The 22,324-nt window shown below is 50.6% G+C and carries 12 protein-coding genes; 5 read left to right on the top strand and 7 right to left on the bottom strand.

Going from position 1 to position 22,324, the window contains the following annotated elements; translation table 11 throughout:
* Positions 1-153 precede the first annotated feature (153 nt).
* The 5 genes from xseA to ST42_RS12740 all read right to left on the bottom strand — a co-directional run bounded on the left by xseA (position 154) and on the right by ST42_RS12740 (position 7,141).
* Positions 154-1,509, bottom strand: a complete 1,356-nt coding sequence (gene xseA / locus ST42_RS12755) for an exodeoxyribonuclease VII large subunit (protein WP_231557044.1) — start codon at positions 1,507-1,509, stop codon at positions 154-156.
* Positions 1,510-1,617: 108 nt separating this feature from the next.
* On the bottom strand, positions 1,618-1,803 hold the full coding sequence (locus ST42_RS13935) for a hypothetical protein (RefSeq protein ID WP_044074133.1): 186 nt from the start codon (positions 1,801-1,803) through the stop codon (positions 1,618-1,620).
* Entirely contained in the window at positions 1,782-2,648 is an 867-nt protein-coding gene (locus ST42_RS12750; protein WP_044073773.1) for a hypothetical protein, read from the bottom strand. The genes ST42_RS13935 and ST42_RS12750 overlap by 22 nt, the downstream gene beginning before the upstream one ends.
* A 407-nt stretch (positions 2,649-3,055) precedes the next feature.
* Positions 3,056-4,462, bottom strand: coding sequence for a S8 family serine peptidase (locus tag ST42_RS12745; protein ID WP_044073772.1), 1,407 nt, complete (start codon positions 4,460-4,462; stop codon positions 3,056-3,058).
* 624 nt (positions 4,463-5,086) lie between these two features.
* Positions 5,087-7,141, bottom strand: a complete 2,055-nt coding sequence (locus ST42_RS12740) for a hypothetical protein (protein ID WP_156139375.1) — start codon at positions 7,139-7,141, stop codon at positions 5,087-5,089.
* 2,603 nt (positions 7,142-9,744) lie between these two features.
* Between ST42_RS12740 and ST42_RS12730 the strand changes: the two genes are divergently transcribed.
* From ST42_RS12730 to pnuC, 5 genes are all read left to right on the top strand, one after another.
* On the top strand, positions 9,745-10,812 hold the full coding sequence (locus ST42_RS12730) for a Lin1244/Lin1753 domain-containing protein (protein ID WP_044073769.1): 1,068 nt from the start codon (positions 9,745-9,747) through the stop codon (positions 10,810-10,812).
* A 120-nt stretch (positions 10,813-10,932) separates the two neighbouring features.
* Positions 10,933-12,396 carry an AAA family ATPase gene (locus ST42_RS12725; protein WP_156139374.1) on the top strand — a complete coding sequence of 488 codons (1,464 nt, stop codon included), beginning with the start codon at positions 10,933-10,935 and terminating at the stop codon, positions 12,394-12,396.
* Between the two features lie 562 nt (positions 12,397-12,958).
* Positions 12,959-13,849 carry an Abi family protein gene (locus ST42_RS12720; RefSeq protein WP_044073767.1) on the top strand — a complete coding sequence of 297 codons (891 nt, stop codon included), beginning with the start codon at positions 12,959-12,961 and terminating at the stop codon, positions 13,847-13,849.
* A gap of 1,766 nt (positions 13,850-15,615) precedes the next feature.
* The gene (locus tag ST42_RS12710; RefSeq protein WP_022315543.1) at positions 15,616-17,904 is read left to right on the top strand and encodes a TonB-dependent receptor; all 2,289 of its coding nucleotides are present in this window, start codon (positions 15,616-15,618) and stop codon (positions 17,902-17,904) included.
* A 71-nt stretch (positions 17,905-17,975) separates the two neighbouring features.
* Positions 17,976-18,608, top strand: coding sequence for a nicotinamide riboside transporter PnuC (pnuC, locus tag ST42_RS12705; protein WP_044073764.1), 633 nt, complete (start codon positions 17,976-17,978; stop codon positions 18,606-18,608).
* 228 nt (positions 18,609-18,836) lie between these two features.
* Here the strand turns inward: pnuC and ST42_RS12700 are convergent, their stop codons facing one another.
* Both ST42_RS12700 and ST42_RS12695 read right to left on the bottom strand, forming a co-directional pair.
* Positions 18,837-20,129: an ATP-binding protein gene (locus ST42_RS12700; protein WP_044073763.1), complete on the bottom strand. Its 1,293-nt coding sequence runs from the start codon at positions 20,127-20,129 to the stop codon at positions 18,837-18,839.
* A gap of 530 nt (positions 20,130-20,659) precedes the next feature.
* Positions 20,660-22,309 (bottom strand): fumarate hydratase, encoded by a 1,650-nt coding sequence (locus tag ST42_RS12695; RefSeq protein WP_044065595.1) that lies wholly within the window; start codon positions 22,307-22,309, stop codon positions 20,660-20,662.
* Positions 22,310-22,324: the final 15 nt, after the last annotated feature.

The following is a 22,324-nucleotide window of genomic DNA, read 5'->3' as shown; positions in this document are numbered from 1 at the left end:
TGAAATCAGTCGCCAAAGTAACTTGTCCCTTCCCTTGGGGAAGGCTAGGATGGGTTATCCTACGGGGGAGGATAGGTGGGGGCTGATGGCAGTATCCAGAGTAACCTGTTCCTTCCCTTGGGGAAGGTTAGGATGGGTTGTCCTTGGGGAAGGCTAGGATGGGTATACCGCCACTGCCTTCGCCTCCACCCTACCCTTTGCGAGCCTCGTCTCCACCACGTCGCCGGGAGAGAGCTGGCAGCTGTCGGTCACCGCCTTGCCGTTGTGCGTCGTTATCGAATATCCTCGGCTGAGCAGCAGCTGGGGATCGAGGGCGGCAAGGCGCTGACTCATCATCTCCATCCTGTGGCGCTCCGCCGTCATGCGGCGGTCTACTGCCGGCCGGATACGTCCTTCTGCCATCTGCAGCCTCACGCTCTGCCGCTCCACTGCCGCAGTGGCTGCCGTGGCGAGGCGCGAGGAGAGGGTGTCGAGACGCGACGTCTGCCGTGTGGTGACGAGCGAGAGATATGTGGGTATGAGATGCGTGATGCGGTCGAGCCGCTGCGTCTCGCGCTGCATCAGCAGCCGGGTGTTGTCGTGGATGCGGCGTGCCGCCGTGTCGATGCGGTCGGCAACGGCTTTCAGATTGTCGATGAGCAGTGCGGCGGCTGCCGTCGGCGTCTTCACCCTGGTGTGTGCCACCATGTCGGCAACGGTCTCGTCGCGGTCGTGTCCGATTCCGGTTATCACGGGCAGGGGGAAGTTGGCGATATTCTCGGCGAGCATCAGCGAGTCGAAGCCGGAGAGGTCGCTTGTGGCTCCTCCGCCACGGATTATCACCACGCAGTCAAACCGGTCTGCCCTGCCGTAGATGTCGTTTAGGGCAGCCACAACGCTCTGCTCCACTCCCTCGCCCTGCATCGTGGCAGTGAAGAGTTCTATGGTGAAGGCGAAGCCATATCCGTTGTGTGTGAGCTGATGGCAGAAGTCGCCGAGTCCTGCCGCCGTCTGGCTCGACACCACGGCGATGCGCTGGGCGAAGAGCGGCAGGGGGAGCTGTTTGTTGAGGTCGAACACCCCTTCTTCTTTCAGCCGCCTCACTATCTCCTGGCGGCGGCGCGCCATGTCGCCGAGGGTGTATGTGGGGTCGATGTCGGTCACTATCCATGAGAACCCGTAGGCTTCATGAAACTGCGGATACACCTTCATCAGCACCTTCATGCCTGCCCTTGGCTGTGCTCCCGTCACGGTCATGAACTTGGGCAGGATCCTGCTCCACGTGCCGCGCCAGCATTTTGCCGATGCCTTAGCCACGGGGGTGTTGTGGAGGTCGTCTTTCTCCACGAGTTCCATATAGCAGTGGCCGTTCACCTGGCGTGCCTCGCTCAGCTCGGCTTCCACCCAGTATTCCTCCGAGAGGGTCTGTTCGATGGTCTGCCTCACGAGGTTGTTGAGTTCAAAGAGTGTGTAGTGCATATCTGGTATATGTGTGTATTTCTGCAAAGTTACAGATTTTTCTCTTTCCATCCGCCCGGAATAAAAAAAAATAATCCCCGCCTCCGGTCATATCGTGCCGGGGGCGAGGACTGAGGTTATCCCTGATCGGTCATCAGCGTTCGTCTGGATTTTCTCTTTTCAGAAGAGTGTATCCTGTCTGCCTTGTACGGGTGGCGCTATTTGCAGCCTATGGGTTTCTTGCCGTTGAGTGCCGGGAAGTGCCACTTTGAGCACTGCCGTATTGAACAGCATAGCGAGGGCAAGGAGGAGTAGGGCTAAGGCGTTGCGGCGGTTGGCTGTGCCTACATGAATGTGCGTCCCCATTTGCCGGTGAAGTTAAAGGATGTAAGATAGAAGTAGTTTATCCTTCCGTTATCTATCTCGTCTTTGAAGATAGTGTATACCATCGGCTCGGTGAGCTTTGTAAGATCGAGGGCCTCATATATCATGCCTCCGCCGTCTTCGAAGTCAATATCTGCCTTATAGAGCATGTCGTTGCTCCATCTGAAGTAGCACACCTTGGCTCCGTTGTATGGGAAGTCCTGGCAGGCTTCCTTCTCTGCCACCCATTTCCCTACGCCTTCGAGTCGCTCATAATCGGAGCCGCCTGCAAAGAACACTTTGTATTTGAACACGAGCACGTTGTCCACCATCTTTCCCAGGCGCAGCGATGTGGCACCGTCGTAGTCGGTAACCTCGGCAACGTAGAGTCCCGACTGTCCTTTCACCTTACCTATGCGCCAGCTCATGGCCTGTGCCATCCATCCTGCCGTGGCGTCGGGGTCGTCGGTTGTCGTCCATACATATGGCGTGTTCTGACATTTGTTCACCATAAACGGCTCCGGCACCACTTTTGTCATCACAGACTTGCTCATGTAAACGGTTTTACCTTCCACATTGGCCTTCACCCAGTCAGGGTTGTCGCCCTCGTCGGCAACGATTTGTGCGTTGGGCAGCCACCAGCCCTGGTCGTAGCTTTTGTATACTGCCACTTTCCTTGCTTTGGTGCTTGGAGTTTGCCTCATGTTTGCAGAGTTTCCTTTGGGGTGATAGAGTGCCTTGGGGGCATCGAATGTAAGACTTCGGAGTACTTGGCTAGCGGTCTGTGCCGTAGCAGAAAGACTCATCGCGATGAGTGCGACGAGAAGAGAGAATCTTGTTCTTTTCATAAATAGTATTGTTTTTTTTTAATTAGTTTTCATTTTACTTGCCACACCTCTGTCCGCATAGCTTCGCTTCTGTGTTTGCCAGTGTGGATATGGTGTCTATAGGCAGACCGACTCATAGTAGCCTCTTTAGGCAAAGGGTCTGTTCAGATGTCTTGTCTTGCTTGCGTCGGCAAATGTAATGAAAAAATCTAAACAATCCTAAAAATTACTTGATTATTTGTTTACGAATATATTAAATATGGTCATCACTCTATTTTTTCCATATCGACAGGAAAAGGGAGTGCCGGGACACTCCCTTTCCCGGCGGTATCAGATGACAAATAAGCGGGCAAAATGTTTATTGATAAATCAGCAAACAGTGCTACTACCCGACACCACCCAAGACGAATCCAACCTCCAGCGGGACCTCATTTCGAGAAATCCGGCACGCCATATCCATACACGTTGTCAGGATGGCTGAAGTTGTCGCCGAGACTGCGCACGAGGTCTATTATCTGCAGCGCCGTCATCTCGCGGTGCTCCTGCCACAGACATGCCGTGAGACCTGCCACGATGGGACAGGAGAAGGAGGTTCCCATCACCGACGTCAGTGTGCCGCGCTCCGAGAGTATGTTCGTCGGACTGCCCTGCGCCATCACGTCGGGCTTCACCCTGCCGTCGGCAGAGGGTCCCACGCTGCTGAACGAGGCGTTGCGGCGCTCCGGAGTGACGGCTCCCACACACAGCATATCACGGGCGTCGGCAGGGAACCCGATCTTCTTCCATGGGTCCTGACCGTTGTTGCCGGCACTGTTCACGAGCACCATGCCGCGGCTCGCCACCGTCGACGCCATACGCGAGATGAGTGCCGTCCTGCCGTCCTGCTGCCAGTAGGAGTAATAGTTGGTGAAGGGCTTGTCGTAGATGTTGAAACCGAGCGAACAGCTTATCACGTCGACTCCCGCACTGTCGGCAAACTCTGCCGCCGCAGCCCAGTAGTCCTCTTCCACTGGCTGCTCCGACTGCTGGTCTTCGCAGCGCAGCAGCCAATAGGCGGCATCGGGAGCGGCTCCCACATACACCCCCGGTTTGTTTATCGCCAGGATGGAGAGCACGTTGGCGCCATGCTCCATCTCGGCAAAGATGCTCCGCGACTGTGGCACCACAAAGTCGGCATAGCCTACGAGGTTTATATCCCTGAACGCCGGAATGAGGTCGGCATTCAGAAAACCGGCATCCATCACTGCAATCGTCATTCCCTGTCCGCGGAATCCCCTCTCATGGAGCTTCACTCCACCCACCATCTCCAGCTGCGGCTGCGCCACTCCGTGGGAAGCGTGTATCGAGGTGTCGCGCTGCTCTATCTCGGTGTGGTATTTGGGGCGCGGCGGTGTAGGCACGATGGAATCCGGCGACACCCACACCATCCTGACATCGCTGACGAAGGGCAGCAGGGAGAGGCGCCCGGTGGCTTCGCCGTCCTTCGTGCGCACCACAATGGTGTTGCTCCAGCGGCTGCGGCTCACCACCTTCATCCCCGGCAGCTTCTCCACCTCGTCCACATACTGCTGCGCCACGGGCACATCGAGCGTATCCACGCTGATTCCCTGTCGGCGGCGTCTCTCCAGTGCCTTTGCCGAGAGGAACGACAGTGGATTGCTCATCATGTGAATCGATGGCAGCTTGTCGGTGAGCGTGAGTCTGTACATATAATGCTTGCCTCCGGGATATGGTATCTTTGCCGAACCGTTGTTGCGTGCCTCTGCCGGAAGCATCGTCGTGAGCAGGAGTGACACGAGGGTCACTATCATGGGTAGGAGTTTATCGTTTCGCATAGTGCGTCTGTATTTATATATAATATGGTGTGTATGTATATAGAATTATCGGAATGCAAAAGTAAACAAAATAGTTGAAAAGACAAAGATTAAGTTTAATCCATACAGACCTTCCCCAAAGGATAACCCATCCTAACCTTCCCAAAGGATAACCCATCCTAACCTTCCCAAAGGATAACCCATCCTGACCTTCCCAAAGGATAACCCATCCTGACCTTCCCAAAGGATAACCCATCCTAACCTTCCCAAAGGATAACCCATCCTAACCTTCCCAAAGGATAACCCATCCTAACCTTCCCAAAGGGCAACCCATCCTAACCTTCCCCAAGGGAAGGAACTGGTTACTCTGCAACTAACTTCCGCCAATCATATCAGCCCCCACCTAACCTCCCCCGTAGGGGAGGGACAGTTACTATTACTATTGATAAACGATTGATAATCAGATAACTACAAACGATAATCATGTAACCAATGGTATCTGTCCCTCCCCTACGGGGGAGGCTAGGTGGGGGCTGAAGTCAGAGGCAAAGTAACAACTTTTATATAAGAAAAAAAAACGTAACCCCCCAACCGGCACAATCACCGGTTGGGGGGCTGATAATAATGGAGTTATGACACACCTTTCTATTTCTTCACTCTCTTCACGCCGTCCACGATGTAGATGCCGGCAGGGAGTTCGTTCCATTGCTGGGTCTGCTTCACGCCCGTCACGCTATAGATACCCTTTGCGTTGGCTGATGCGTCCACTGTGATGTCGCTAATGCCGTTGGTGACAGGCTCAATCACCACCTTTGTCTTAAGCACCTCGCCGTTCAATACCACAGCCCTTATCTGTGCGTCGAACTCAGCACCGTCGGGTTGTGTGATGGCGCAGTCCTCCAGGATGAGCTTGCCGATGAGTGAGATAGATCCGCTGCCGAAGCCTTCTGCCTCTACGTAAGAGTTGCGCACGATGAGCACCTCCGTCTCTGCTCCAATATAACCAGCTATGCCATAGCCACCCTTGACAAACAGACTGGTGTTGTCGATGGTTACGGAAGCGCTCTCCATGTCTAGACCGCAGAATCGCTTGCTCGTGAGATGGAGCGAACCGTCGCCGGTGATGGTAGACGTCTGATTCAATACCAAGCTTGCCATGTCGGCTGTAACGGTGTTCTTGCCTATCAGCTTGACGGTGAAGTCGGAGACAAGCTTGTTCACAATGCCCGTTCCATCGGTAGTGTTTCTTTCGATGGTGGCGTTGTCAAGAGTGAGAGTTCTTGTGTCGGGGTCGTAAGAGGCGTTACCGCTCACTCCGTAGATGCTTGTGAGGTCTTTGCAGTTGAGTGTTGTCACCGGCTTATCGGCGATATAGATGCCATAGCTGTCTGGCTCAATCACCACCTTGTCGGTGACCAACTTGTCGTTGAGCACCACAGCGTAACTGTTTGCATCGAAGGAAGCACCCACTGGCTGGGTGATAGCGCAGCCGTCAAGCACGAGGTTTTGAAGGTCGCAGATTGAGCCTGAGCTGCCAGTTGCCTCAACGTATGCGTTGCAAATAGTGAGCTCATTACCTGATGTCTGAAATATTTGTCCGGAGATCCCCCATTCTCCTTCCGCATATATCGTGACGCCTTCAACTGTGAGCGAAGAGGGCAGAAATAATCCACAATTATCACTGCTCTTCAGTCTGAGAGTTCCAGAACCACTAATGGTTGATGGTTGCCATATCGTAATACATGCATCATTTGTCGTAATAGTGTTATTGCCGACTAAATTAATCTTCAAGCCTTTTACATCTCTATTCCAAATTCCAACTTTTTCGCCAGTTATGTTAATAGTAACATCCTCCATAGTAAGAGTCTTAGTCTCGGGATCGTAGCTCATCTTTCCATCCACACCGTCAATGACGCTGAGGTCCTTGCAGTTCTTCTTTGTCACATCCACGTCGGCAATCTTGATGCCATAGTAAGGCTCAATCACCACCTTGTCGGTGACCATCTCACCGTTCAATACCACGGCATTATTCAGTGTACTGAACCAAGCACCGTCGGGTTGTTTGATGGAACAGTAGTCAAGCACAAGGTCGGCGATATCGCAGATGGAACCCGAAGAGCCCTTGGCTTCCACGTGGGAGTTGTGGATGGTGAGCACCTCTTCTTCCACGTTTCTGTTTGTGGATATGCCCCATAAGCCCTCTGCCTCCAACCAGCAGTTGCTGATTTCGAGAGGACAACCGCCGTAGAGCAAGGCGCATCCGTTGCTCTTTACGCTGAGTTTTCCGCCGCTGTTGCTCCAAATTGTCGTCTCCTCTTTCAGGTATATGCCAGCCGCGCCAGTAACATAAATGGTGTTTGTGCCGATCAACTCTATCGTAAGGTAGTCGCAGGTTTCGTTCAAGATGGCGTTATAGTCATTTGCCTCAATAGTGGCGTTGTCGAGCGTCAGGGTTCTTGTGTTCGGGTCGAAATACACCTTGCCGCTCACTCCGCTGATTTCGGTGAGGTCATAACGGTTGTAGCCTGTAATATCCTCTCCGGCAATCTTGATGCCATACGTTTCTTGCGCCATCGCGAACGCTGACGACATCATCATTATCACAAGCATGAAGAACATGCGCATCCAGGCTCCGCCTCTTGCAGAATTCTCAAGGAGCCGCGGGATGACTGACTGTTGGTTACGGTTTAGTTTTTTCATAATCAGTTGGGTTTTAATAATTAAACATGTTTTTGTGTTATGCCCCTAAAGGCATTGTTTTGCCACTAAAGGCATTGTTTTGCCACTAAAGGCATTGTTTTGCCACTAAAGGCATTGTTTTCGCCTGCAAAGTAAGCGATTTCCGGATAAAGTCAGTAGGATATAATTTACAAAAAATGGCCAATTTCTTACAAAATCACCTGATTTGTAAATTTCGCACATGAATTTACAAAACGAGACTATAGAAAGACTGCATTTTGGGGGACTGCACAGAGGAATATGTAGACACAACAGTGAAGTATTAATGATGCTATTGACTAAGGGAAAGGGAGCGCCACAAGCACTCGCGAATCCATAGAAAATCCCAAATTAAACCCAAATCGGTCATTAGGCCGTTTAATGTATAATTTTAATAACTGCTTGCAGTCTTTTGCTTTTTATAAGGCGTCTTTTGCTCGTTTTTAATTCGCAATAGCCCGCTATTACTCATTAAAAGCCAAACAAAATCCACTCTTCTAAAAAACAAAATCCATGCAAGCCCTAATGACCGATTTGGGTTAAATCAAAAAAACAGGTCTAAAATGATCAGTGATGATTTATCCGTGTGCATCGGTGATATCCGTGTTTCATTTTAGACCGGTGGACATCGCCGAAGGCTGATGGACACCATTTCTCACGGATTAATTTATACCTTATTTCTCACAGATTAATTTATTCCGTGTTGTCGTTGTGTGTCCCCAGCCTTCGGCGTGGACACAAATCAAAAAAGAAACACGGATAGCACGGACTTGACACGGATTGGTCTTTCACGGATTTTTTTGATATTATTGAGCTAATGATTCTTGGATTTGGGGTTGATTTATTGGGATTTGCGAGTGCTGGGGCACTCCCTTTTCCTGGCGGTATCGCTATTGTTACTCAGCATATCGACAACAGCCCCCACCTAACCTCAAACCCATCCTAACCTTCCCAAAGGGCAACCCATCCTAACCTTCCCCAAGGGAAGGAACAAGTAACTCTGCAACTGATTTCAGCCAATCATATCAGCCCCCACCTAGCCTCCCCCGTAGGGGAGGGACAGATGCCATTGGCTTTTGATTATTGTCTGTAGCTATTAGATTGTCAGTGGTTTATCATTAACAATGGTAACTAGCTTCTCCCCTACGGGGGAGAACGAGAGGGGCTAATGTGATTGACTGAAATCAGTCGCCAAAGTAACTTGTCCCTTCCCTTGGGGAAGGCTAGGATGGGTTATCCAACGGGGAGGGACAGATACTCTTGGTTCGTCGCAAACAAGTGGACAAGCAGGATTCTGCTTAAGCCCAGACGGAGTCTGCCATATTGGGGACAAATGGGCAACATCCGTGCAGCAAACGTGCCCAAGTGGGGCAACGTGCTTGCCCATGTTGGGTAACGTGCTTGCCCCAAGTGGGCACGCACCGTGCCCAAAACTGCACAAAAATCCCAATGAAATGAAACGTTTGACACATCAACAAGAGTAACCAGCACCAACAAGTCTTTAACCTGCACCAACCTGTCTTTAACAATTCGGAGTAACCTACACCAACCTATCTTTAACAATTCGGAGTAACCTACATCTCCCCAACGGGGGAGAACGAGAGGGGGCTGAAGTTCATTGGCAGGAATCATTGTCGGAGTAACTTGTCATGATATATATGAACCGCTTTCCGACATCAGCCCCCACCTAGCCTCCCCCGTAGGGGCGGGACAGATACCATTGGCTATATAATTGTTATCTATAGATGTCTTATTATCAAACATTTGTCATTAACCAGAGTAACCTGCATCCATCTGTCTTTAATAATTCGGAGTAACCTGCATCAACCTGTCTTTAACAATTCGGAGTAACCTGCATCTCCCCAACGGGGGAGAACGAGAGGGGGCTGAAGTTCATTGACTGAAGAAGTCTTTGACAAAACAAGAGTAACCTACATCTCCCCAACGGGGGAGAAGCTGGTTACCATTGTTAATGATAAACCACTGACAATCTAGTAGCTACAGACAATAATCAAAAGCCAATGGCATCTGTCCCTCCCCTACGGGGGAGGCTAGGTGGGGGCTGATGTCAGTGGCTGAAGAAGTCTTTGACAAAGCAGGGTAACCTGTCCCTTCCCTTGGGGAAGGCTAGGATGGGTTATCCTTCGGGGGAGGCTAGGTGGGGGCTGATGTCATTGGCTGAAGAAGTCTTTGACAAAGCAGGGTAACTTGTTCCTTCCCTTGGGGAAGGCTAGGATGGGTTATCCTTCGGGGGAGGCTAGGTGGGGGCTGATGTCATTGGCTGAAGAAGTCTTTGACAAAGCAGGGTAACTTGTTCCTTCCCTTGGGGAAGGTTAGGATGGGTTTGAGAACAAGAGGGGGCTGATGTCTGTGACAGAACAACATCATAACATCAATCAAGATACCATAACCGTATGAAACTGGACACCGGAATTTTCCTTTTCGATACTTTTGCGTGAAATTATCCATACAGGTAAACGGAAACATTACGATAATACACTAAACGGCCATCTGACCATTCAATGTAGTATTCTACCCACAAAACGGTAATCTGAACATTCAATGTAATATAAAAAATAAATTCCATGAGAAACACCACAACGAGAATCGCAAAAGAGCGAAAGACAAGATCGAGGAGAGGCAGAAAAGCTGTACGCTCCTACCCCATCGCGGCATCACGCAACGATGACCGCATACTGAAACTGCGCATGGACCACGGTATTGAGGGCTATGCCGTGTATCACATGCTGATGGAGAAGATTGCCGAGTCTGACAGATGCGAATATGCAATAGACGACTACAAGGTGTTGGCATTCGACTTCCGTGTGGACGAACAGCTGGTGAAATGCGTGGCGGAGGACTACCACCTCTTCTGCTTCAACGACGGACGCCTGTCTCTCAACCCCAGCGACATGCCGGCTGATGCCGGTGAGGAGGGCAGCGAGGAGGACGTTGAAGAGGGCGGAAACGACTGTACGACAGCTTCAGAACGCCCATATACAGGCACTTCTGCGATGGTTTATGCACAAAAGAAAGAAAAAGAAAATCTCCCCCTGCATCCCCTAAAAGAAAAAGATAAAGAAAAAGAAAGAGCAGAAGAGAAGAGAAATTCTCTCGCTGAAGACAATGGCGGAGAGAATGACAGTAATCTGAAAACCTCAGAAAACAAAGCTTCTGACTCTCCTGACAAGGGAGAAAAAGACTGTGACAAGGGCGAAAAAGACTGTGACAAGGGCTCTGGAACGAAAGAAGCGGCTACTAAAGAGAAAGTAGAGGCATCGGCAGCTAACGAAGATGGCAGTTGTGTCAATACTACCAGTTCGCACAGTAAAGGAAGTACACCATCGGCAGCAGGCGGCAAAGAAGCGCGCATCGAGAGCTTTCTGGCATATTTCAGCAACTACTGGAACAGTGTGCTGACATCCACGAACAGCAGGCTGCGCCCCATCAGGGTGGTAAACGGCGAGAGGCGCAAGAGGCTCGTCAGGCTCCGACAGAACTATACCGACGAGGAAATCAGCCGCTTCGTGTTCCGCGCCGCGAACTCGCCATATCTAAATGCCCGCGACGGACGGTTGCGGCAGCCTGCCGACCTGAACTGGATGCTGTCTACCGACGACCGCATAGTGAAGATCATAGAGGGGAACATGTAGGGCGCCCTTATGTTAAAATCGTGTTAAAACGCCGTTTATTTCGCCGCTAACCCTCATTTCACACCCTTCGTAGCGGAATAAACGCTATTTTTTGCAGGAATTTGCAAAATATCGCTATCTTTGCAAAAGAAAAAAGGCAAGACTATGTGTGACATCATCGGAAGAAAAAAGGAAATAGCAGAGCTCAGACGATACTACGACAGTGGCAGGGCTGAATTCGTGGCAGTATATGGCCGCAGGCGTGTGGGAAAGACATTCCTCGTAAACGAGGTGTTCCACGACGACATGGTGTTCCAACACACAGGATTGTCGCCATACGACAGGCAACGCAAAGTGACGCTGAAAGCCCAACTGCAGAACTTCTATTTCTCGCTCATCCGCCACGGGATGGAGAATATAGCCCAGCCGAAATCGTGGATGGAGGCGTTCTTCCTGCTGGAGAGATTCCTTGACACTTGCGACAACGGAAGCAGACAGGTGGTATTCATCGACGAACTGCCATGGATGGACACCGCACGGTCGGGATTCCTTACTGCCCTGGAGGCGTTTTGGAACGGATGGGGAAACATGCGCCACAATCTGCTCCTTATAGTATGCGGATCGGCAACATCATGGATGCTCGACAATCTGATAAGCAACAAAGGCGGACTGTATGGACGACTGACGGGAGAGATCAAGCTCTCGCCATTCACACTGAAGGAAAGCGAAGATTTCTATGCGAGCCGAGGGATAAAGATGTCGAGATACAACGTGGCGCAGGCGTATATGGTGATGGGAGGAATACCGTTTTATATGAATTTCTTCAATCCGTCATATAGTCTGGCACAAAACATCGACACGCTGTTCTTTGCCCGCAACGCAAAACTGGGAGACGAGTTTGAACGACTCTTCAACTCCGTTTTCGACAATGCCGACGACTGCATGCGCATCGTAAGGCTACTCGCCACGCGACATGCCGGATTCACAAGAAAGGAGATAACCGAAAAGACAGGACTGAAGGCCAACGGCGACCTCACAAAGATGCTGAAGGCACTGATAGGCAGCGACTTCGTGATAAGATACGTGCCGTTCGGTTCGGGCGGCAGGGATGAGCGCTACAAGCTCGTGGACTCATTCTGCTGGTTCTGGCTCCACTTCAAAGAGAGCAAGGAAATAAAACAGGAAGACTACTGGCAGCGGCATCTCAGAGAGAGCGACATCGCCTCATGGAGGGGAATAGCCTTCGAGGAAATTTGCTTCCTGCATATAGCGCAGATAAAACAGGCGCTGAATATCGGCGGAGTGTCATCGGTGGAGTCGTCGTATGTGGTGCGTGGAGAGGGCGAACACGACGGCATGCAGATAGACCTGATTATAGAACGCGCCGACGATGTGGTGAACCTGTGCGAGATGAAATTCTACAAATCGCCATTCACACTGACAAGACAATATGCACAGACGCTGACAACCAGGCTGCAGAAGATGGAGGAAAAATATCCTGACTACACCTTCCACCTCACATATATCGGCGGCACGGAACTGGCGAAAAACGAATATTCCGACCTTTTCGTATCCGTATTGACACTTGACGACCTCTTCAGATAATCCCACACAAGCGGTCGCCAGCCGGCTGGATGCAGCGTTCAATCACTGCTTGCAGTCGTGCGGCTTTTTACTTCGCCTTGCAGCTTTTACCACAAGGCCACTTTTCCAGCCACGCCCAAATCTATGGTCCAACTTTTCCAAAGTGCTTGTCAAGCACATCGTCCAATGGGGTAAGATTCATCTGTGCCATAATTATGGTAACGAATCTAACTCATACTAAATTGGACTTTGGTTGAATATCAGGAAGTTAGGCGTTTGCCTTTATAATATAGGTAACAATATGGAAACGAGCGGACTTCTGCTCGTTTCTGTATTTTGCAATATGCAAAGAACGCCTTAATTCGGGGACAAAGATTCGATATTTTTCTAAATCTCGCATAGCTTACAAGGAGAAAACCTTGGAAATTAGAACTTTTTACGTTAAAATCCATATTTGACAAGCAGATTTTGAAGAAAAATATTTGGAGTGTCCAATAAAAAAGAGTATTTTTGCAGCAACAAATCCCACCACGCCTCTCAACGATGCGTACCACGGTGGGACTTCGCTTTTTATAAAGGGTATATGGATTACGACAAACAACCGATAAACGTAGATGAACAGGTTGCCTTGCTCCAGAACAGAGGGCTGGTGATAGAAGATATTGCAATTGCCAAATTGCAGCTTCGCAATATCAGTTATTTTCGTATTGCCAGTTACCTACGATATATGGAGGAAGACAGACAGTTTCATCATTATAAACTGGGTAGTACATTTGAACAAGCCATCGACCTTTATCTCTTTGACAAAGAACTTCGTCAACTTATATTCAAGGCAATTCAAGATATAGAGATTTCTCTTCGGACCAAAATGATTCAGATATTCTCTATGGAGCATGGCGCATTTTGGTTTATGGATGCATCATTGTTCAAGAATGCAGACTTTTATGAAGGCTGCCTTGACAATATCAAGAAAGAGGTGTCTCGTTCAAATGAAGATTTCATCAAGGAGCATTCCGAGAAATATACTTTCCCTTCTCTCCCTCCTGTGTGGAAAACATTGGAGGTCGTTTCGTTTGGTACGCTTTCCAAATTATTTTGTCTGTTCAAGGACAATCGTCTCAAAAAGCAAGTGGCAAGAGAGTTTGGACTACCTCAATACACTTACTTGGAAAGTTGGATAAGGTGTATAACCGTGCTTCGCAATTGTTGTGCTCACCATGCCCGTATATGGAACAGGCGTTTTGCCTTGAAGCCACAATTGCCAAATCGGCTTCCACTTTCTTGGATTGCTCCAACCCAAAAGCCTATCAAACTTTACCATCAGTTATGCACCTTATTATATATGGAGCAAACTATAACTCCTTGTATGGATTTAAAAAGCTCTCTACTCAGATTGTTTGCAGATTATCCCAATATTGATTTACATGCCATGGGCTTTCCACAAGGATGGGAAAAAGAACCTTTATGGAGATAGCAACAAGTGTTCGGATATAAGTCTATCCAAGCACATGCTTGTTGAATTCGCGCTTTGGCTGCTTTAGAGCTTAATGTTAACAAATCAAAGTTAATGCTTTTATTTTGCAAAATAAAAGAAATGACCTTGATTTCTTAAAATCCAGCCTATTTGTTTGATTTTAGTATTATATGGCATCTTCAGCTTATGAAATAGCCAAATCTAAGAGTAGTCCCTGATTTTCGAGAATCAAAGATTTTGAAGAAAACAACGCCCGATAGGTCTATCTTTTAGCAGGAAACAACGCTTGATAGGTCTATCTTTTAGCAGAAAACAGCGCTTGATAGGTCTATCTTTTAGCAGAAAACAACGCTCGATAGATCTTTCTTTTAGCAGAAAACACCGCTCGATAGGTCTTTCTTTTAGCAGAAAACAACGCTCGATAGGTCTATCTTTTAGCAGAAAACAACGCTCGATAGGTCTATCTTTTAGCAAAAAACACCGCTTGATAGGTCTTTCTTTTAGCAAAAAGCATTGAAAAACAGTGTTTTCGCCAACAAGCGCATCGACATAATCCCCCTATACGCCGTGTCGAAAATATTTGAATGAATTACACGCCATATCACCTTATTATATATATAGCAACTTCGCGACTTGAGAAATAGCGGAGAAGATATGAGTAGGTGACGGAAAACTCCTCGTCAACTCGTCAACTCGTCGACTCGTGAAATAGCGGAGAAAGGCGGAAAGGTGGAGAAATATTTTGCCGTGACATAATAAAGACGTAACTTTGCACCCGGTCGGCAAACTGCCGGCTAAGGGGTGCTGCCGCCGTTGCGGATGCTGAGACCATACCCTACAGACCTGATCCGGATAATGCCGGCGTAGGCGAAAACGACTACAATGACTACACTCCCCTTGATTCATTAACGAAAACGACGGGCAATATGGCAACTCTCAGAAACCATAATGCCCACCGCTATTGGCTTCATGACTGATCGTGGAGAAACAGGGAAACACATCTTTAGCTATCAGGCAGTCAAGAGTATCTGTCCCTCCCCTACGGGGGAGGTTAGGTGGGGGCTGGAAGTCTGCGCCCTTGACATTTCATGACAAATTACTCTGCCAATGAACATCAGCCCCCTCTCGGTCTCCCCCGTAGGGGAGATGCTGGTTAGCATTGTTAACGAAAAACCATTGACAGTCAAGTAGCTACAAGCTACAATAAGACAGTCAAGAGTATCTGTCCCTCCCCTACGGGGGAGGATAGGTGGGGGCTGGAAGTCTGCGACCTTGGCATATCATGACAAATTACTCTGCCAATGAACATCAGCCCCCTCTCGGTCTCCCCCGTAGGATAACCCATCCTAACCTTCCCGAAGGGAAGGAACAGGTTACCCTGCCAATGAACATCAGCCCCCTCTCGGTCTCCCCCGTAGGATAACCCATCCTAACCTTCCCGAAGGGAAGGAACAGGTTACCCTGCCAATGAACTTCAGCCCCCTCTCGGTCTCCCCCGTAGGGGAGATGCAGGCTACTCCGCTCCGGCAGAGATTGGGAGATGGAGGGTACTCCGCTTCGGCAGAGATTGGGAGATGCAGGTTACTCCGCTCCGGCAGAGATTGGGAGATGCAGGGTACTCCGCTCCGGCAGAGATTGGGAGATGCAGGCTACTCCGCTCTGGCAGAGATTGGGAGATGCAGGAACAGATGCCGCGCAACTGATTCCCACGACAGAAAAGGGAAGCCAAAAGTAACAAAACAACAATAAAAAAAAAACAGGTTAAGATGAAAAGAATCAACCAAGTGGCAATGGCAGTGGTATGTACGCTATGCGCACAGAACGCCCTTGCACAGAAAGACGTAGACACCGTGAAGGTGCGCCAGCTCAACGAGGTGGTGGTGAAGGCAGTGAGAGCACAGAAGAACGCTCCATTCGCCGTGGCAAACATCGAGAAATCGGAACTGAAAGACTTCTCCACAACGGGCCGCGAACTGCCATACCTCTTCTCTCGCACACCGGGAATAATATCATGGAGCGAGAACGGTATCGGAACGGGAACGACATACCTCCGCATGCGTGGTGCTGCGGGAAGCCGCATCAACGTGACTCTCGACGGAGTGGCACTCAACTCGCCTGAAGACCAGCAGGTGTTCTGGGCTAACATGAACAGCTATGCCGCACTGCTGGGCAGCGTGCAGATACAGAGAGGTGTGGGAGCGTCGACAAACGGTGACGGTGCGTTCGGAGGTTCGATTTCGCTCGCCACACAGGCGCCTCAGGTGAAGCCGTTCGCCGAGCTGACCGGCTCCTACGGCACCTACAACACCTACAACACGGGTGCAAGCTTCTCCACCGGACTGCTCTTCAACCACCTGATATTCGACGGAGCATACCACGAAACGGCAACCGACGGATTCGTTGACGGCACTCGCGGACGCTCGGGCTCATACTACGGCGGACTGACATGGCTGGGCGACAACTTCCAGATAAGATACAAGAATATCGGAAACTTCGAGAAGACCGGACAGGCCTGGAACTATATCACCGGACCGGAAGGAACTGAGTCTTACAAGCAGATATACGAGATGGGCCTGGGACGCAGCAACACACTGCTCGGAAACTACGACAAGGATGAGAACGGCAACTACAAGCTTACTCCATTCACCTACCGCGACGGCACTCCATGGGACCGCACGACGGACAATTTCTACCAGAACCACAATATCCTCTCTGCCACATGGCAACCCTCTGAACACTGGACTCACAATGCCGCCCTGCACTACACCTACGGACGCGGATACTACAAGGACCTGAAAGTGAAGAAGTCGCTGGCTGAGAAATTCGGCATCAACGAACGCAACGACGCAGGCAAGTTCATCAAGAGCGACGCCGTGAGACTGAAGGGACTCACACAGAACGCCTACGGACTGGTGTACAACGTGAACTACAAGGACGAGGAGTGGGACGTGACCGGAGGAGTGAACCTGCAGCAGTTCCGCGGCAGCCACTGGGGATATCTCACATACATCAAGGACGAGGCACTGGAACAGAAATACTTCGACAACCACGGCAAATACAAATACTACGACTCCGACGCACGCAAGGATGACTACAGCGCATTCGTGAAGGCAGCATACACGTTCCTCGACAACTGGAACGTATTCGCCGACCTGCAGTACCGCCACGTGGGATACAAGACCGACGGCATCAACGACAAGTTCGTGACGGGAAGCGACGGCAACTACTACGCACAGCGACTCGACGTGGACGACGACTTCAACTTCTTCAACCCGAAGGCCGGAGTGAGCTACACCAACGGCGGACACAAGGCTTACGCATCGGTATCGCTCGCAAACCGTGAGCCGGAGCGCAACAACTATACCGACAACGGCAACTATCCTTACCCGAAGAAGGAGCAGGTGACCGACTATGAACTGGGATACCAGTATACTGGCAACAACTGGCACGCCGGAGCAAACTTCTACTATATGGCCTACGACAACCAGATTGCACAGACAGGACAGACGAGCGACATCGGCGAGGCACTGACCACAAACATCAAGGACTCCTACCGCATGGGTGTGGAGCTGACCGCAGGATGGGCACCGCTCTCATGGATGAGCGTGGAGGGAAACGCCGCTCTGAGCCAGAACAAGATAAAGGACTTCGACGAATATCTGGGCGACCACGTGAACCACTACGACAAGTCTACCCTCGCCTACTCGCCAAGCGCCATACTCAACGGATTCCTGGATTTCCACTATCAGGGTTTCAACGCCACATGGCACACCAACTTCGTGAGCAAGCAGTATGTGGACAACTCTGAGAGCAGCGAGCGCCAGCTGCCAAGCTTCTCTCAGACCGACATCAACATGAGCTACACCATCAACCTGAAGGGCTGCGGACTGAAGAGCGTGAAGCTCGGTCTCGACCTCAACAACATCTTCGACCGCCACTATGCCGTGATGGGCTACGACTGGGGATGGTATGAGGGCGACACCCGCAAGTCTTATCTGGGATATGTGCCGGCAGCGGGATTCACGATGATGGGTAACATCACGCTGAGATTCTAAGATGACGGGGAAACATCCCATCGAGATTATAAATGACGGAATACTTCCCACTGGGATCATAAGACTACATCATGACTGAATTTATCACCGAACACTGGCTCGACATCTTCACCACGCTGCTGGGCCTACTGTATATCTGGCTGGAATACCGCGCACATATCGCCCTCTGGCTCGTGAGCATCATAATGCCGGCTCTCGACATCTGGCTCTACTGGAGCCACGGGCTATACGGCGACGCCGGAATGGCGGCATACTACACCCTCGCCGGCATCTACGGATATGTCATGTGGCGATACGGCACGGCGATAAAGACGCTCTTCGCCAAAGGCGTGAGGATGGGCGACGCACCGAAGAACGCATTGCCCATCACCCACATGCCGGCAAGGAGATACGCTCCGGTGGCTGTGGCGTTTGTGGCGGCATGGGCGGCGACATACTGGATTCTGGTGAAGTTCACCAACAGTACGGTGCCGCTGCTCGACTCCTTCACCAACGCCCTGAGCTTCATCGGTCTGTGGGCGCTGGCAAAGAAATACATCGAGCAATGGCTGTTCTGGATTGCGGTAGACGTGGTGTGCTGCTATCTCTATGTGGTGAAGGGCATCCCCTTCAAGGCAGGACTCTACGGACTATATGTAGCAATCGCCGTAGCCGGCTACTTCAAGTGGAAGCGGATGATGAAAGAACAGACTGTCAGGGCATAGCAACCGCCGACCGGACAACATATAACTGAATAAAAATAGAGGCCATCAACAAGAGGTGGTCTCTATTTTTTTTGTATCGGAAAATATTGCAACGGGAAATTATTGCATCGGATAATATTGCAACGGATAATATTGTATCGGAAAATATTGTAACGTGAAATAAATGTCGTTCATCAGGCTATTTCCCCTATCGGCAATCAAGACTATAACCGCCTGTTCCATCCGTCACTAAAACACGAATCCATCCACGGCATACAGAGGAACATTGGTGACCCATTCCTCCTCCTTGTAGTCGTTCATCGAGATGCGGAATGCCTTGGGCGACTGATTGTCGGCAACGAACTGGCGCAGGCTTTTCGCCCTGACGTTCGTTTCTGCCTTTACCTCCAGCGGCACGATGGCATCTTCGTCATCCTGAAGCAGGAAGTCTATCTCCTGTGTGCTGGCTGCCTTTGAATAATAATATGGCGAGTATCTGAGGATGAGCTGCTGGAACACATACTGTTCGGTCAGCGCTCCCTTGAATTCGGTGAAGATACTGTTGCCAGCCACTATAGTAGTGGGCTTCAGACTGGACATGGCGCCAAGCAGCCCCACATCGAGCACGAAAATCTTGAACGCCGCCCTGTCTTCATAACTCACAAGCGGCAACCGGGGAGCCTTCACGTTACACACCTTGTATATCAGTCCGGCATCCTGAAGCCACTGCAGGGCTATCTCATACTCACGCGCCCTTGCCCCCTCTCGCACTACTCCATACACAAACTTCCTGTTCTCCTTGCTCAACTGTGCCGGAAGCGATTTCCACAAGTCCACGATGCGCGGCACAATTTCTGAAGGGGCATGCTTCGACATATCCCTCTGATAACTGCTGAGTATCGCCGTTTGCAGCGCCCTCACCTCCTTCCAGTCCCGGTTGCGACTGAAGCTCAACACCGCCTCGGGCATCCCGCCTACAAAGTAATAATACCTGAGCAGCTCCTGAAACTTGGGCGAGAGCATCGCCATCATATTCCAGTCGCCGGCCATCAGCACTTCCGACAGGTTCTCCTCTCCCATCGCCATCACGAACTCCACGAAGCTCATCGGATGAAGGGTGAGGAAATCCACTTTTCCCACGGGGAACGACTCTCCGCGATGCAGCTCTATCCCGAGCAGCGATCCGGCAGCGATAACATGATATCCGGGAGCATTCTCTGCAAAATATTTCAGCGAAGTGACGGCATGCGGAGCAGCCTGTATCTCATCGAGGAAAATCAGCGTGTCGCCCTCACTGCACGTCACACCCGTCACGGCACCTATAGCCGTGAGAATCCTCGGAATATCGAAATCCTGTTCAAAGAGATTGCGCAATATCTTCATCTCCTCAAAGTTGACATAAGCCAGCTGCCTGTAGTTTCGGTGTGCAAACTCCTTCACGAGCCAGGTCTTTCCCACCTGTCGCGCCCCCTCCACTATAAGAGGTTTACGATATGCCTTTGCCTTCCATTCCTGAAGCGCTTTGATTGCCGTCCTTTCCATACCTTATACTTTTAATCCACAATAAACATACTGAACATACTAAGTCTCAAGCACTTAGCAACTATTCAAGCATCATTCCATACACATTTCGTGAGGGAACGAACACCATTACTCACACATTTCGTGAGGGAACAAATGCCGTTTCATACACATTTCGTGAGGGAATAACGCTGCAAATATACACATTTTATGAGGGAATGCAATAGGTTTCTCTCACATTTCGTGAGGAAACGGACGAAAAAATCCGGCAGGAACGCGACACGCAGGTCAACGTTTCTGCCGGATTATTATAATGCCTTTGTTTTAACCCAAATCGGTCATTAGGGCTTGCCTGGATTTTGTTCTTTTAGAAGAGTGGATTTTGTTTGGCTTTTAATGAGTAATAGCGAGCTATTACGAATTAAAAACAAGCAAAAGACGCCTTATAAAAAACAAAAGACTGCAAGCAGTAAATATAAAATACAATAAACGGCCTAATGACCGTTTTGGGTTTAACCCCAATCGGTCATTAGGGCGTTTTGGGTTTAAACTTACTTGCAGTTAGGACACCAAGGCTTGAGCTGCTTGAAGAAATCGTTGCCCTTGTCGTCAACGAGGATGAATGCAGGGAAGTCCTCAACGGTGATCTTCCATATTGCCTCCATGCCCAGCTCCGGATATTCCACACACTCGATGCTCTTGATAGAGCTCTGTGAGAGCACTGCAGCCACACCGCCGATGGTGCCGAGATAGAATCCGCCGTGCTTCTGGCATGCGTCGGTGACCACCTGTCCGCGGTTGCCCTTGGCAATCATCACGAGCGATGCTCCGTGTGACTGGAACTCGTCAACGTATGGGTCCATGCGGTTGGCAGTGGTAGGTCCCATAGATCCGCAAGGATATCCCTCCGGAGTCTTTGCCGGTCCGGCGTAGAGGATAGGATGATCCTTGAAGTATGCCGGCATCTCCTCTCCTGCGTCGAGACGCGCCTTGAGCTTGGCATGTGCGATGTCGCGCGCCACGATGATGGTGCCCTTCAGGTTGACGCGGGTGCTGACAGGATATTTCGTGAGTTCGGCGCGCACTGCGTCGATACCCTTGTCGAGGTCGATCTCGATACCCTTTGCTCCCTCGCCCGGCTTGCGGTATTCCTCAGGAATCAGCTCCGACGGGTTGCTGTCCATCTTCTCGATCCAGATACCGTCGGCATTGATCTTCGCCTTGATGTTGCGGTCTGCCGAGCAGCTCACTCCCATACCGATTGGGCAGCTTGCGCCGTGGCGTGGCAGACGGATCACGCGGATGTCGTGAGCCAGGTATTTGCCTCCGAACTGTGCACCGAGTCCGATCTTGTGTGCCTCCTCCAGGAGTTTGTTCTCCAGGTCGATGTCGCGGAAGGCGCGTCCTGTCTCGTCGCCGGTAGTAGGCAGCGAATCGTAGTATTTTATAGAGGCGAGCTTCACGGTGAGCAGGTTCTTCTCAGCCGATGTACCGCCAATAACGAATGCGATGTGGTATGGCGGACAAGCTGCCGTTCCGAGGCTCTTCATCTTCTCCACGAGGAATGGGAGCAGTGTGCCCTCGTTCTGTATCGTGGCCTTTGTCATCGGATAGAAGTATGTCTTGTTGGCAGAACCGCCACCCTTTGCCACGCACACGAAGCGGTATTCGTCGCCCTCTGTAGCCTCGATGTCGATCTGTGCCGGCAGGTTGCAGCGTGTGTTCACCTCGTCATACATGTTGAGCGGTGCGTTCTGGGAGTAGCGCAGGTTGTCCTCGGTGAAGGTGTTGTAAACACCGCGAGAGAGAGCCTCCTCATCCTCGAAGTCTGTCCACACGCGCTGTCCCTTCTCTCCGTGGATGATGGCAGTACCGGTGTCCTGGCAGAACGGGAGAATTCCCTTAGCTGCCGTTTCGGCGTTGCGCAGGAACTGCAGGGCCACATACTTGTCGTTTTCAGAAGCCTCCGGGTCGCTGAGGATCTTGGCCACCTGCAGGTTGTGCTCTCTGCGGAGCATGAACTCCACGTCGTGGAAAGACTGCTGTGCCAGGGCTGTGAGCGCCTCTTTAGTCACCTTCAGGATTTTCTTTCCTTCGAACTCTCCTACCGACACACCCTCTTTGGTGAGCAGATAGTATTCAGTATTGTCCTTGCCCATCTGGAACATAGGAGCATACTTGAAATCTGGTTTTGTTGCCATAATGTTTTGTTTTTA

The sequence above is a fragment of the Prevotella pectinovora genome, assembly GCF_000834015.1.
GTDB classification, from domain to species: Bacteria; Bacteroidota; Bacteroidia; order Bacteroidales; family Bacteroidaceae; genus Prevotella; species Prevotella pectinovora.
This window is presented reverse-complemented; position numbering and strand designations above follow the sequence as displayed.

Excerpts from the sequence above, each read along its gene's own strand:
- xseA (WP_231557044.1), bottom strand. The coding sequence starts at position 1,509 with ATGGAAAGAGAAAAATCTGTAACTTTGCAGAAATACACACATATACCA.
- ST42_RS12710 (WP_022315543.1), top strand. The coding sequence starts at position 15,616 with ATGAAAAGAATCAACCAAGTGGCAATGGCAGTGGTATGTACGCTATGC.
- ST42_RS12730 (WP_044073769.1), top strand. The coding sequence starts at position 9,745 with ATGAGAAACACCACAACGAGAATCGCAAAAGAGCGAAAGACAAGATCG.
- ST42_RS12745 (WP_044073772.1), bottom strand. The coding sequence starts at position 4,462 with ATGCGAAACGATAAACTCCTACCCATGATAGTGACCCTCGTGTCACTC.
- ST42_RS13935 (WP_044074133.1), bottom strand. The coding sequence starts at position 1,803 with ATGGGGACGCACATTCATGTAGGCACAGCCAACCGCCGCAACGCCTTA.
- ST42_RS12720 (WP_044073767.1), top strand. The coding sequence starts at position 12,959 with ATGGATTACGACAAACAACCGATAAACGTAGATGAACAGGTTGCCTTG.
- ST42_RS12700 (WP_044073763.1), bottom strand. The coding sequence starts at position 20,129 with ATGGAAAGGACGGCAATCAAAGCGCTTCAGGAATGGAAGGCAAAGGCA.
- ST42_RS12750 (WP_044073773.1), bottom strand. The coding sequence starts at position 2,648 with ATGAAAAGAACAAGATTCTCTCTTCTCGTCGCACTCATCGCGATGAGT.
- ST42_RS12695 (WP_044065595.1), bottom strand. The coding sequence starts at position 22,309 with ATGGCAACAAAACCAGATTTCAAGTATGCTCCTATGTTCCAGATGGGC.
- ST42_RS12740 (WP_156139375.1), bottom strand. The coding sequence starts at position 7,141 with ATGAAAAAACTAAACCGTAACCAACAGTCAGTCATCCCGCGGCTCCTT.
- pnuC (WP_044073764.1), top strand. The coding sequence starts at position 17,976 with ATGACTGAATTTATCACCGAACACTGGCTCGACATCTTCACCACGCTG.